This window comes from Coprococcus sp. BIOML-A2 (assembly GCF_009875795.1).
Classification (GTDB): domain Bacteria; phylum Bacillota; class Clostridia; order Lachnospirales; family Lachnospiraceae; genus Coprococcus; species Coprococcus aceti.
Window position 1 is genome coordinate 78,665 of record NZ_WWSI01000007.1, and the last position, 14,205, is coordinate 92,869.

Below are 14,205 nucleotides of genomic sequence, written 5' to 3' on the forward strand. Positions count from 1 at the left end.
ACATTAAGGATTGACAGGCTGAAGTCTTTGAAGGAAAATAATAGGGGAAATGAGGGATGTCATTCTCTTTGAGATCTTTGGACATCTGGAATAGTGGAGGAAATATAGGTATGATACAGGATATAGAACCACAGAGGTTTAATAATCAATATAGTAACAGGAGAGAACCAGAGGATCATGATATGGTTCTCTCTTTTTCTGAGAAAATGATATTTGCGAAAGTTATGGATGATGAGAACCTGCTTGGGTTTATGACGTATGGAGAACTGCAGAAAATAACCGGATGCGATAGGAAAATAGGGGATCTGGTTTATCTCTTTTCAATAGATGATACCGCATATTTTATGTGGAATGGAGATAACAGACTTGCTGCCCCGGGCTATGAATACCGAAGCATGTATAAGACAAGGGCTTGCTATCCGAAGACTGCGGTTCTTGCGGCGGCGACAGGCTGGCATCTGTCGCTTTGGTACAGGACCAACAGGTTCTGTGGTGCCTGTGGAGAGAGAACTGTTCATGATGAGAAAGAGAGGATGCTCAGATGTCCGTCATGCGGCAGGCTGATATTTCCAGTCATAGCTCCTGCTGTCATAGTGGGCGTGATCGACGGCGACAGGATCATACTTACCACATATGCGGGCAGGGAGTACAAGAGATATGCCCTGATAGCGGGATTTACCGAGATAGGGGAGAGTGCTGAGCAGACCGTCAGACGGGAGGTCATGGAGGAGGTCGGCATCAGCGTTAAGAATATCACTTATTACAAGTCACAGCCATGGGGCTATGACAGCAATCTTCTCATGGGTTATTTCTGTCAGGCAGACATACCGGAGGGCGGTGACGGACATCTGACCATAGACAGACAAGAGCTTGCAACCGGAGAGTGGGTGAACCGTGATGATATTCCAGACTATCCGGAGCACCTGAGTCTCACACATGAGATGATGGTATACTTTAAAGAGCACGGACAGGGAGTGTTTAAGTGACAAATAGAGCTAAGATGTAATATCCATTGAATATCCGGACGGGCAGCATAAGATTATTTAAGTTTTAAACGGTTGTGTAAATGTATGGAGTTATTGTATTATAGACAAATCAAGGATATGGATACTTGAGAAAAATATGGGAGAATGTTTCTTTATATAATAAGACATTAAAAATGGGATTATATCGAGAAAAAAGGGGTAAATGGAATATGAAAAAGACAGGAATTGTGATATGTGTGCTTGCGGCACTGGTGGGACTTGCGGGATGTTCATCAGTGGTAAGCAGTGATAAAACAGATAGAACCAAATCGGGTATAGAGAGTCAAGGAAAGTTCAAGGTCAATACGCCGGATGAGGAGTGGTTCAAGGAGACTGCCCTAGATGTGGCGGCTTCGGTGAACGAGCTTGCAAATGATGAAGCTTATATAAAGATAATGGGCGGAAGTGACGAGGTTGCTGAAGTCGCAAGTGACTGGGGGAATAATATAGCCGACACAAGTGGCAAGATTGCAGTTGTGATAATCTCGGATAAAGCAGCAAAATTCATTATGGGGCAGACTGATGGTGAAACGTCCCTGTCCGATACGGCCAGAGACCGTGTTGAAAAAAATGCGTGCTTGGCATTTGGAAATTATGTGACCGCCAGCGCTGGGGGAGCGAGTGCATTGGCGGCCTCATCAATACTTAGGTATGATCAGGCGTATGTAGTAAGTGAACCGGTGCTGGATCAGGTGTGGGTGATCCCAGCTGGGGAGGAATGTGCACTGTGGATAGCCTATAGTAACTGTGGTGACGGAATAGTGAGCGTGAGTGGAAGTTACATGGCACTCCCTGATGGTCAGACTGTGGAGGAGGCTGCGGATTCACTGTTCAGCACGTGGGGGTTAGAAGTAGAGGTGCACGAGTGGTAAAGTCACTTTGATATATGTGTTTTAAATAAACGGCGGAGACAATGACTCCGCCGTTTATTTTGTTTATATTCCGGAGTGCTCCGGCATTTGCAAGAAAATAAAATATGATAAAAATAATAAGCAGCAATACGGAGTTGACTTTTAAGTTTACTTATATACAATAGAAATGCAGGTTATATGTGAAGTATTATTTTGACACCAACAGCGATGGCTATTTATCAAAGAAAGAGCGGAATAATGCAACATTAATAAGTGCGAAATATTGGAAGATCAGCAGTTTTAAGGGAATTAAGTATTTCCCGAATCTTAAGTATCTTGATTGTGGACACAATAATCTCACATCACTAGATCTTTCGGGAAACAAGAAACTGGAAAAGCTCAACTGTGATTATAATAAGCTTACAGCTCTGTCGACCGGAAACACACCGAAACTCAGAACATTGTATTGTGGTAATAATAGCTTAAAGACCTTGAATGTAAGCAAGAGCAGAAGTCTTCAAAAACTGTTCTGCAAGCCTAACAAACTGACTAAGCTGGATGTCAGAAAGAATAAAAAGCTTACAGCGAAGGGCGGCATTATTGATGCAGATAAGGGCGTAAAAATTATAAAAAAGTAAATAATATAGCTCTCATAGACGGATTCAGGATGATTTTATAGATATAAAATACAATTATCCATATCATTTTGTTAAATATAGTTGTAAAATAACAATAATGATGTACATGGTATATGGACGGCGATAATAAAGGGCGATAAGCCCTTTATTTCGTGTTATACGGGCTTGTTGTATGGTGGTGGTAATAGCGAAGAGAAAGATCTTTCGCCAAGTCACGTAAGGAGGAAAATGAAATGAAACTGAAAAAGATAAAGAGGATGGTTGTAGCGGGAACAGCCATTCTGATGACACTTTCCCTTGCCGGGTGTGGCATCGGCAGTGATTCCGTGAAGCTGGGAGCCGCGGGAGTTGGCGGCGGATACTATGCGTTCTCCAACGCATTTGCGCAGATAGCATCCTCGGAGGATGAGGATCTTGATTTTGAGGTAAAGGCTACTGCAGGCTCCACGGCGAATATCAGGCTTCTGTCCGACGGATATGTGGACATGGCGATAGCCCAGGCGGATCTGGTGGATGCGGCCTACAACGGAACAGGCGCCACGGACAAGAAGAGGTACAGAGGGTACTCGGCAGTTGCCAGCCTGTACACTGAGGCGTGTCAGATCGTGGTGAGATCTGACTCGGGAATAGACAGCTTGGATGATCTTCAGGGCAAGAAGATTTCTGTGGGTGAGGAGGAGTCCGGTACCCAGAGAAATGCAGAGCAGATACTTAAGATGACCGGCCTTGTGGAATCCCTTGTGGACACGGTTAATCTCGATTATGTGGATGCGGCAAATGAACTCAAATCAGGACAGATAGATGCATTCTTTTGTACAGCAGGTATACAGACCTCGGTGATCGAGGAGCTGTCTAAGGAATGTGACGTAAAGCTCATCGGAATAGATGACAAATGCAGGGACAGACTAAAATCCGTGTACGGCTTCTATACGGATTACACCATACCAGCGGGAACCTACGAGGGACAGACTCAGGATGTTGTGACACTCGGTGTCAGAGCAGTGCTCCTCGCCAGGGATGATATGGATGAGAAGATAGTGGAGGAGCTCACAGGACTTCTCTTTGAACATGCGCAGGATATCCAGTATTCAATAGCACTCACCTTCCAGATAGATGAGAGTGAGGCTGTGAAGAACGTGACCATTCCATTTCATGATGGCGCGAAAGCTTATTATCAGAAAAAAGGAATAGAGATCCCGGCTGAACAGTAGTTGTCAGCTGCTGATAATAAATATACTGAATGCGGAAAAGAATATATGCAGATGATATTGGATTAAGAAGGTATCTGATCACGGATGTCTGCATGTGTATATAATATAGATAAGAGAGGTCTTACATGGAGATACAGATAGATATGTATCAGACACTGGCGGTGTCAGTTCTGGTACTTATATTGGGACAGTTTTTGAAGAAAAGAATTAATTTCCTGGAGAAATTCTGCATACCGGCGCCGGTCATAGGAGGTCTGCTTTTCGCAGTCCTGACCTGTGTGTGTTACAGTCTTGGCATAGCAGAATTTACATTTGACGATACGCTGAGAGAGGTGTGCATGGTATTCTTCTTCACATCCGTTGGATTCCAGGCGAATCTCAAGGTTTTAAAGAGCGGAGGAAAGTCGTTGTTCATATTCCTTGGACTGGTTGTAGTGCTTATAGTGTCCCAGAATTTTCTGGCGCTCGGGGTGAGTAAGCTGCTGCATCTTGATCCGCTTGTTGGACTCTGCACGGGATCTATACCTATGGTAGGTGGTCATGGAACTGCAGGAGCGTTTGGCCCGGTGCTGGAGGATTTTGATGTCAAGGGGGCAACAACTATATGCACGGCTGCGGCAACATTTGGACTTATCGCAGGAAGTCTTATAGGTGGCCCTATTGGCAAGAGACTCATAGACAGGAAGAAGCTTCTGGACACTGCAGTTGCCGAGGACGACAGTATACTGGTTGAGGATGAGAAGAAACATGAGCGCCATACCAATATGTATGCGGCAGCTGTGTTCCAGCTCATCATAGCCGTAGGAATAGGAACCATCATATCGGAACTTCTCACAAAGACAGGACTTACATTTCCTATATATATAGGTGCGATGATTGCGGCTGCGGTCATCAGAAATATCGGAGAGTATTCCGGCAAGTTTGATATTTATATGGGTGAGATCAACAACCTCGGTGGTATCTGTCTGTCGCTGTTCCTTGGAATGGCGATGATAACCCTGAAGCTGTGGCAGCTTGCAGAGCTTGCACTTCCGCTTATCATACTGCTCTCGGCACAGCTTATACTCATGGTGCTGTTCACATATTTTGTTGTGTTCAACGTGATGGGCAGGGATTACGATGCGGCGGTTCTGTCGGCGGGTACCTGTGGTTTCGGTATGGGAGCAACGCCAAATGCCATGGCGAACATGCAGGCTATATGCGACCGCTATGTTCCTTCAGTCAAGGCATATCTGATAATACCGCTTATAGGAAGTTTATTTGCTGACTTCCTGAACAGCCTGGTAATTACATTTTTCATAAACATACTTTAGGGGGTATAACCAACTATGAGAGAAAAAAATAAAGAACAGCATAAAAAGCATCACAGATTCAACATGTCATTTGACAATCTGGCTATTCCTGAGGTGAACACAAAGAGCCATGATGACAATGAGGATAATGTGGGTGAGGATGACTCGTCTGTGACATATGACACGGTGGCAATCCCGGAGATCCACATAAGGAAAAAGAAAGACAAATAGTGATTAAAATCGTCCGGTTGTGTTAGAATACAGTCGGGCGATTTTGGTATTAAGATTATTTTATTATTGACAGGTTAATCGATATTGCTGCGAAATTGACTTGTTATTGGATATATGGGGGTTGTATATGGGTGACAGCAAGGTGAAAAATGAGAATATGATTTTGGATTTTACTCACGTATATCGTGATGAGGATATAAAGGATATAGATAGATTCAGATACATAGATTGCTCTGATATACAAGAGACAGATATGTATTGTTCAAAAAATGCATATGAAAAAATATGGGGCAGGATAGAGCCGTACGGAATCCAGGGTATACATTATATAGATTCGGGAAATTATCATTATATAACGAAGATTATAACAGATCATATAACCGAACCGTTTGGGCTGGTTATGTATGATCATCATACAGACATGCAGATACCTATGGTTCCAGAAATGATGAGCTGCGGAGACTGGGCGGGACAGACTCTTATACAGAATAAAAATCTAAGACAGCTGGTAGTTGTAGGTCCGCCGGAGTCAGATATAGAGCAGACTTTGGAAAGTTATAGTGGGAGTCAGAGCGGAAGATTGTTGACATTTTCCGCCGAAGACCTGCATGGTGATCTGCTTGAGAATAAGCTGAAACTTATTAGAACAGATCTGCCTCTGTATATATCTATAGACAAAGATGTCCTCGGAACAGAGTACACGGAGACGAACTGGAGTCAGGGGGATATGTCAATCGATGGACTTGAACGCCTGCTTAGTGTCTTTCTTGGCGGTCAGGGTGAAGAAAAAAATACAGACGCTTGTCGTAATGATGAAAGATATGACGGTGGTATAAGACATTCAAGAATATTGGGCGTTGATGTATGCGGAGAGGTTCAGACAGATATTTCAGTGCCTGAATATCTTGAGGCGGAGGAGAAGAATGAGAAGGCCAATATCGAATTGTTTCGGTTTATATCGGAGCATGTGAAGAAATTCAGATAGTATTAGATATAATAGTTGTATACAATTATGAGTTAGAATAGAAAAATGTAGAAAATGGAAAACTAACAACGAGAAAATTAGAAAGCGTAAGGTGAAAATATGGAGGAGATTCAAAAGCATCTGTTTGAACTACAGGATATGGCATACAGAGATTTTCACAGCAGGCTTATGCCTGACACCGACAAGGAGACGATTATAGGCATAAGAGTTCCCGTGCTCAGAAAATATGCAAAGAGTATAGCTGGAACAGAACTGTCAGAAAAGTTTATAAAAGAACTTCCACACCGTTATTACGAGGAAAATAATCTCCACATGATGTTCATAACCAGGATAAAGGATTATGACAGATGTATCTCGGAGATAGAGAGATTTCTTCCGTATATAGACAACTGGGCAACCTGTGATTTCCCGGCACCGAAGTGTTTTGAAAAGCACAAGGAAGAACTGCTACCGGTCATCAAGTGCTGGATTGCCTCAGGCGAGACATATACTATACGGTATGGAATAGGAATGCTCATGAGGCTTTATCTGGATGCTGATTTTGATCCTGAATATGTGAAGCTTGTGGCAGAAGTTAAGTCTGATGAGTATTATGTCAACATGATGATAGCATGGTACATGGCGACAGCACTGGCAAAGCAGTGGGATGCGGTCATTCCGTACATAGAAGAGCACCGCATGTCCGACTGGGTTCACCGAAAGACGATACAGAAGGCAGTGGAGAGTTACCGTATAACGGATGGGCAGAAGAGATATCTCAAGGGATACAGGTAGTTTATCGCTTTTTAGCTGAAAAATGAAAAAAGATAAAAACAACAAGTTATGTAGCTGAGGTGAAAACTGGCAGCTAATTACATAATCGCAACACAAGAAAGGAAAAATACACATGACAACAAGGGAGGAAGTTCTGGCATATGGTCTCTCATTTCCGGACACTTACCAGGAGGCGCCATTTCACGACCAGAATTGGCAGCTTGTCAGGGTAAAGGGAAGCAAGAAGGCATTCCTTTGGACTTATGAGAGGGATGGATATATCAATCTGAATGTGAAGGCTGATCCGGAAAGCCGGGATTTTTGGAGGCAGGCATTTGAGTCTGTCATACCGGGTTGGCATCAGAACAAAGAACACTGGAACACTATCATACTGGATGGAAGTGTGCCAGAGGATGCGGTGAAGCAGATGATAGCGGATAGCTATGACATAGTAACCTACAGTCCGACAAAGAGGATCTACGATGCGGTGAAGAAGATTCCGAAGGGATGTGTTGCAACATACGGCCAGGTTGCGGAGATGGCAGGTGACAGGAAGATGGCGAGAGCCGTGGGCAATGCACTTCATAAGAATCCTGATCCTGAGAATATACCGTGTTACCGAGTGGTGAATTCCAAGGGTGAGCTTGCGGGAGCATTTGCGTTCGGTGGAGCAAATGTCCAGGCGGACCGCCTGAGGGCAGACGGCATAGAGGTTGAAAATGACCGGGTAGACCTGAAGAAATATGGAATGAAAAACTGAGTCGCAATACAGACAGAAAGGCAATACAGAATCATGACATCTGATAACACAAAGACAAATGAAAATCAGAACAATCCCCTTGGATATGAGAATGAGGCACATCTGCTCACAACCTTTGCCATACCGTGTATCATATCCATGCTGGTGACAGCACTTTATAATATAGTTGACCAGATATTTATAGGACACGGAGTGGGAATGCTTGGAAATGCTGCGACAAATATAGCATTTCCTCTTTCAACGGCATGTACCGCGATATCGCTTCTTCTTGGCATAGGAAGTGCAACCAGCTTTTCATTGAAGCTTGGTGCCGGAGATGAGAAGAAGTCGGCTGAGGCAGCAGGAAATGGAATCTGTCTCATGGCGATATTTGGCGTGGCACTTTTCCTTGTGACGACAATATTCCTGACACCTATGCTAAAGGCATTCGGCGCAACTGACAAGGTTCTGCCATTTGCACAGGAGTACACAAGGATAACAGCGATAGGTTTCCCATTCCTGATAGCGAATACCGGAATGAGCAAGCTGATCATGGCTGATGGAAGTCCGAGGTATTCAATGATATCCATGCTGACAGGTGCCATCATCAACACTATACTTGATCCGATACTTATATTCGGGCTCGATATGGGTATGCGCGGTGCGGCGCTGGCAACTATCACAGGACAGATCATATCATTTGCCATAAGCCTCAGATATATGTTCCATTTCAAGACAATACATCTTACCAGGGAAAGTTTTGTTATGCGAGGAGAGCCCTGCGGCAATATATTCAGATTCGGTGCGTCGGCGTGTTTCAATCAGATAGCCATGGCGATAGTCCAGGTTGTCATGAACAATACTTTGTCAAGATACGGAGCACAGTCGGTGTATGGAGGCGACATACCACTTGCGTGTTCAGGAATAATAAGCAAGGTAAACATGATATTCATGGCGATCGTTATAGGAATATCACAGGGAACCCAGCCGATCATAGGCTTCAACTATGGTGCAGGAAAGTACAGGAGGGTGAGAAAGACTTATCTTCTGGCGCTGGCAGCAGCATCGGCTCTGTCGGTGGTGGCATTTGCAGCATTCCAGATATTCCCCAGACAGATCATCAGCGCATTTGGAGAGGGAAGCGAGCTGTACTTCCAGTTTTCAGAGAGATACTTCAGGATATACATGTTCCTAACCATCGTAAATGGAATCCAGCCGGTGACATCAAACTTCTTCAACTCTATAGGAAAGGCGAGACTTGGTGTGTTCATGTCACTCACAAGACAGATACTATTTCTGCTTCCTCTCATCATCATATTCCCTATATTCATGGGGATCGATGGTGTCATGTATGCGGGACCGATAGCGGACGGCATTACCGCAGTTGTCTGCGGCGTGTTCACGGTGAGGGAACTTAAGGAACTGATTTCTATAGACAGAGATGCACATGAAAAAGCCGTGAAAATATAGACGATAATCAGGATCTATATATTGCGCATACAACGCATCGTGCTATAATTGAGAAAAAATATCAATAGACATAAATAGACGGCATTCGACAGACGATTTTGTGGTACTGAAAGACTGCGTGGATGAATCTGGACGAATGATGAAAGAAGGATAATCAATTATGACACTGAGAGATTTGAAGGTAGGACAGAGTGCCAGAATAAAGGCAGTTGGCGGTGAAGGAGAGCTAAGACAGCATTTTCTTGACATGGGTGTTATACCCGGTGCGGAGCTCACCCTTGTGAAGCTTGCTCCGATGGGCGATCCTATGGAGTTTCAGATCCATGGATATGAACTTACACTCAGACTGGCTGATGCAGAGCAGATAGATGCAGAGCAGATAGAGACAAGATCCAGAGCTCACACCAGAGTTGAGATCATAGAGGAGAAGGAACATCCAGGACTTGGCGAGGAAGGAAAATATCACGTCAAAGGGGATGGTGATCCGCTTCCGGAAGGAACAAGACTTACATTTGCCCTGGTTGGAAACCAGAACTGTGGAAAGACGACACTGTTCAATCAGCTCACCGGATCAAATCAGCATATAGGCAATTTCCCCGGAGTAACTGTCGACAGAAAGGATGGTCCGATAAGGGGCAGGGAGAATACTTCCGTGACAGATCTTCCCGGAATATATTCGATGTCTCCTTATAGCAGCGAGGAGATCGTGTCCAGAAACTTTGTGCTTGATGATCACCCAAAGGCTATCATCAATATAGTAGACGCTACTAATATAGAGCGAAATATGTATCTCACAATGCAGCTTCTTGAGATGGAGATACCGGTTGTCGTCGCACTCAACATGATGGATGAAGTCACAGGCAATTCGGGCTCCATAGATGTAAATGGGATGGAGGCAATGCTTGGAACCCCGGTTGTGCCTATATCTGCGGCAAAAAACGAGGGTGTGGATGAGCTTGTAAGACACGCCATACATATAGCCAAGTATCAGGAAAAGCCTGGAAGACAGGACTTCTGTGATGAGAATGAGTTTGGCGGAGCTGTTCACAGATGTATACATGCGGTGGCGCATCTTATAGAGGATCATGTAAAGGCGGCAGATCTGCCGCTTAGATTCGCTGCTACCAAGATCATAGAGGGAGATCATCTCATACTTGACAGGCTTGGACTTGATGAGAACGAGAAAGAGACGATAGAACATCTGATAATCCAGATGGAAAAAGAGCGAGGACTTGACCGGAGTGCAGCCATAGCTGATATGAGATTTAATTTCATAGAAAAGGTATGTGAAAACTGTGTAGTCAAGCCAAAGGAGAGCAAGGAGAGGATCAGAAGCGAAAAGATAGATCGCATTCTTACGGGTAAGTATACCGCAATCCCATGCTTTATAGGTATCATGCTGGCGGTGTTCTATCTGACATTTAACGTGATCGGAGCTGGACTTCAGAAACTTTTAGAGATGGGGATAGATGCACTCACGGTTCAGGTGGGAAAGCTTCTCACCGCAGCAAATGTAAATGTGGTGGTCAAGAGCCTTGTTATGGACGGAATATTTGCAGGAGTGGGAAGTGTGCTCAGCTTCCTTCCAATAATTGTTACCCTGTTCTTCTTCCTGTCGCTCATGGAAGACAGCGGATACATCGCCAGAGTTGCATTTGTCATGGATAAGCTGCTAAGGAAGATCGGACTTTCCGGCAAGAGCATAGTTCCGATGCTGATAGGCTTTGGCTGTACGGTTCCGGCCGTCATGGCAACCAGGACACTCCCGAGTGAGAGAGACCGAAAGATGACTATTCTGCTCACTCCATACATGAGCTGTTCAGCTAAGCTTCCTATATATGCGTTCTTTGTAAGCGCATTCTTCCCTGGAAAGGGCGGCCTTATTATGGCAGGGCTTTATTTCCTTGGAATTGCGATAGGAATAATTGTGGCTATGGTTTATCGGAGCACATTGTTTAAGGGCAATGCGGTTCCTTTTGTCATGGAGCTTCCAAATTACAGACTTCCGGGTGCGAAGAACGTAGGCCAGCTCCTGTGGGAGAAGGCAAAGGACTTTCTTCAGAAGGCGTTCACAGTTATATTTCTTGCAACTATATGTATCTGGTTCCTTCAGAGCTTTGATATGCACCTCAATATGGTGAAAGACTCGCAGGACAGCATACTTGCTGCGATAGCTGGACTTTTGGTGCCGATATTTAAGCCGCTTGGACTTGGCGACTGGAGAATATGTACGTCGCTCATAAGTGGTATCATGGCGAAGGAGAGTGTGGTATCCACACTTGAGATATTGTTTAACGGATCAGTGACCGCAGCTATCACAACCAGGGCTGCAGCATCGCTGCTCGTATTCAGCCTGCTTTACTCGCCTTGTATAGCAGCCATCGCCTCCATCAAGAGAGAGATGGGACATCGCTGGGCTGTCATGGTAGTGATCTGGCAGTGCGTTGTGGCGTGGCTTGCGGCATTTGTGGTGTATATGATAGGTGGAATTCTGTGATAAAAGCCTGAAGTATGGGGCTGATACATTCTGGAATACGTTTGGTATTAGTATATTATCACACCAGTTTCTTCTCTGTCCACTTTCCGCTTCGCCAGCGCAGGACCATACCAACTGCGCGCACACATTCGTCACAGGTAAGGCCTATGTAGGCGCCGGTTGCAAGGAACCCAAGGTGCAGGCCGAACATCCATGTACCGCCGACAGCACACACGTACATAAAGACAGCTGCTATGACAGCTGGGAATACCGCATCTCCGCTGGTCTTTAAGGCCTGGCCGTAGACAAGGTTTGTAACTCTGCCAACCTCGAGGATGATGTCAATTGCAAGAAGCCTTGTGACAATATGTACCATGTCCGGGTTGTCGGTGAACAGTTTCATGGCCCATGGGGCTGTGACTGCAAATAAAGTTTCAAGACAGGTCGCCACGATCACACCGATGATGGCGGCCTTTTTGGTATCTCTTTTACATGCATCTATATCGCCGGAACCGATATGCCATCCGGTCATGATGGCATTTGCCTGGGCGAGCGCTGAGCCGACGCAGTAGGAGAAGTTGCTTATCTGGACTGCGTAGGATCGTGCCGTGACATTTATTCCGTCAGTATCCATCTGGTTCAGAAACTTGACCACCAGCATCATGGCGACATTGTACAGAACGGATTCGAATGCAGATGGCAGTCCGACTCTGATGATCTGTGAAAGGACAGTTCTGTTAGAAAGCCTTTCGGGATTTTTCCCTGCTTTTACAAGGGTGCAGGAGAAAAAGATAACAATTGCAAGGTTGATAACCTTGGATATGACTGTCGCTGTAGCGACACCCTGCACCCCTTTATGCAGCGCAAAGAGAAATACTGCATTTAAGGCGAAGTTTACAAGGTTGCCGATTATGGTAGCGATGAGAGGCTGCTTTGTATGTCCAAATGCCCTGAGGTAGCTTGCAAATATTGGAATCAGCGCGTTCAGGAAGCACCCTCCGCCAACGATCTCAAGATAGCTCATGGCAGGTTCCCTGAGGTTCCCGGCTATTCCTATCAGATCAAGAATATTTTCGGAGAAAATGAACAGGAATATAGACATTCCCATACCTATGACTGAGTTGAATATAAGACCAAGCTGGCGTGCCTGATAAGCAATCCCAGGTCTGCCTGCGCCGATATTCTGAGTCATGACCGTCATCATGCCGGATGATATGATGGAGAACATGATGATGAACATTCCGATATAACTGTTGGCGGTTCCGACAGCACCCACGGCATAGTCGCCCACTGATGAGAGCATAAGTGTGTCAACCATGCCAGACAGCATATAGAATAGTGTTTCAAAACATATAGGTATAAAAAGTGCGGATAATTTCTTCATATAATCAGTACTCCTTTGGTGATGGGTATAAAATCATGAGTTATAACTAAATTGTATAATATCGCATTGATACCGCATGAATCTTGTACTATTTCAATTAAAAGTTGCACATATTCTACATATGAGTTAATATGACGAAGTTGCATGATATAAAAGGCAACGCAATATATAATAAATCAATATCAGGGGATAACAATGTACGCAGAATTAAAGGAAAATCATCCACACGGGACAAGAGAATATCCATTTTGTGAGTATCATATGAGATACTGGTCACATGCATTCCAGATCCCGGTTCATTGGCATGATGAGGTGGAGATAATATATGTAAGGAAAGGTCCACTTATGGTTGAGATTGATGGACAGAAATTTATAGGGGATGACGGAGCTGTATATATAGTAAGTCCGGGAGTGCTGCATATGATGGCCGCCCCGGAAACACCGGTGGATTATTTTACATTTCTGTTTCCGATGGAATTCATATCATTTCAGACCAAGGATGAATTGGAGGATGAGATATTTTTTCCTCTTAGGAATCACACACGGGAATTCAGACCTGAAGTGACGAATCGGAATCTGCTTGAAAAACTTATACCTATTCTTGATGAGTTGTCAGAGGAAAATGGGAAATTTGGAACACACAGACAGATACAGGTGAGAATCAGACTGTTGCAGGTTGTAGATCTTTTAGTGGAATACGATCAGCTTGAAGCGAAGACAGGGAGAGCGTCAGGTGGACTGGAAAAGGAGATACTTATATATATACAGGATAATTATCATGAGCACATAAGTCTTGCTGAGCTTTCTGAACATTTTCATCTGTCGGAAAAGTACATGTCAAGATTCTTCAGTGAGAGATTTCACATGACGCTCACACAGTATGTGAACTATGTTAGACTTAAGTATGCAAGGCATCTTCTCGAGTCCACAGATCTGTCGGTTACCGAGATTGCCATGAAATCAGGTTACCCAAATGTAAGTTATTTTATCAGGAAATTTTCTGCGGCGGTGGGAGAACCACCGTTAAGATATAGAAATGGTAAAGCTGTGAAAGATCAAAAAAACAGAATATAAAATTCGAAAAACTTGATGGCTGTTGACGGAAATTGGAGATAACAATATAATGGTAATACAGTTTTATGACGTTATA

General features: G+C 44.4%; 13 protein-coding genes. 12 read left to right on the forward strand and 1 reads right to left on the reverse strand.

Annotated features, from left to right (window positions below; translation table 11 throughout):
- Positions 1 to 110 precede the first annotated feature (110 nt).
- The 11 genes from nudC to feoB all read left to right on the forward strand — a co-directional run bounded on the left by nudC (position 111) and on the right by feoB (position 11,692).
- Complete coding sequence (gene nudC, locus GT575_RS13350) at positions 111 to 986, forward strand: NAD(+) diphosphatase (protein ID WP_055223642.1); 876 nt, start codon at positions 111 to 113, stop codon at positions 984 to 986.
- Between the two features lie 209 nt (positions 987 to 1,195).
- Entirely contained in the window at positions 1,196 to 1,897 is a 702-nt protein-coding gene (locus GT575_RS13355) for a hypothetical protein (protein ID WP_161172210.1), read from the forward strand.
- A gap of 179 nt (positions 1,898 to 2,076) precedes the next feature.
- Positions 2,077 to 2,514 (forward strand): leucine-rich repeat domain-containing protein, encoded by a 438-nt coding sequence (locus tag GT575_RS15245; protein ID WP_117874924.1) that lies wholly within the window; start codon positions 2,077 to 2,079, stop codon positions 2,512 to 2,514.
- 233 nt (positions 2,515 to 2,747) lie between these two features.
- On the forward strand, positions 2,748 to 3,725 hold the full coding sequence (locus GT575_RS13365; RefSeq protein ID WP_117874853.1) for a TAXI family TRAP transporter solute-binding subunit: 978 nt from the start codon (positions 2,748 to 2,750) through the stop codon (positions 3,723 to 3,725).
- Positions 3,726 to 3,850: 125 nt separating this feature from the next.
- Positions 3,851 to 5,038 (forward strand): sodium/glutamate symporter, encoded by a 1,188-nt coding sequence (gene gltS / locus GT575_RS13370; RefSeq protein WP_161172211.1) that lies wholly within the window; start codon positions 3,851 to 3,853, stop codon positions 5,036 to 5,038.
- A gap of 15 nt (positions 5,039 to 5,053) precedes the next feature.
- Positions 5,054 to 5,248, forward strand: coding sequence for a hypothetical protein (locus GT575_RS13375; protein ID WP_004851427.1), 195 nt, complete (start codon positions 5,054 to 5,056; stop codon positions 5,246 to 5,248).
- A gap of 127 nt (positions 5,249 to 5,375) precedes the next feature.
- Positions 5,376 to 6,233, forward strand: coding sequence for an arginase (locus GT575_RS13380; protein WP_161172212.1), 858 nt, complete (start codon positions 5,376 to 5,378; stop codon positions 6,231 to 6,233).
- Between the two features lie 99 nt (positions 6,234 to 6,332).
- Positions 6,333 to 7,007 carry a DNA alkylation repair protein gene (locus GT575_RS13385; protein ID WP_161172213.1) on the forward strand — a complete coding sequence of 225 codons (675 nt, stop codon included), beginning with the start codon at positions 6,333 to 6,335 and terminating at the stop codon, positions 7,005 to 7,007.
- A 112-nt stretch (positions 7,008 to 7,119) separates the two neighbouring features.
- Positions 7,120 to 7,746, forward strand: coding sequence for a methylated-DNA--[protein]-cysteine S-methyltransferase (locus GT575_RS13390; RefSeq protein ID WP_161172214.1), 627 nt, complete (start codon positions 7,120 to 7,122; stop codon positions 7,744 to 7,746).
- 33 nt (positions 7,747 to 7,779) lie between these two features.
- Positions 7,780 to 9,195, forward strand: coding sequence for an MATE family efflux transporter (locus GT575_RS13395; protein WP_118758152.1), 1,416 nt, complete (start codon positions 7,780 to 7,782; stop codon positions 9,193 to 9,195).
- Positions 9,196 to 9,355: 160 nt separating this feature from the next.
- Positions 9,356 to 11,692 (forward strand): ferrous iron transport protein B, encoded by a 2,337-nt coding sequence (feoB, locus tag GT575_RS13400; protein ID WP_117874846.1) that lies wholly within the window; start codon positions 9,356 to 9,358, stop codon positions 11,690 to 11,692.
- Positions 11,693 to 11,750: 58 nt separating this feature from the next.
- On the opposite strand, the gene GT575_RS13405 is transcribed toward feoB, so the two are convergent.
- Positions 11,751 to 13,055, reverse strand: a complete 1,305-nt coding sequence (locus GT575_RS13405; protein WP_022216937.1) for an MATE family efflux transporter — start codon at positions 13,053 to 13,055, stop codon at positions 11,751 to 11,753.
- Between the two features lie 195 nt (positions 13,056 to 13,250).
- Between GT575_RS13405 and GT575_RS13410 the strand changes: the two genes are divergently transcribed.
- Positions 13,251 to 14,129, forward strand: a complete 879-nt coding sequence (locus tag GT575_RS13410; RefSeq protein WP_161172215.1) for an AraC family transcriptional regulator — start codon at positions 13,251 to 13,253, stop codon at positions 14,127 to 14,129.
- Positions 14,130 to 14,205 lie beyond the last annotated feature (76 nt).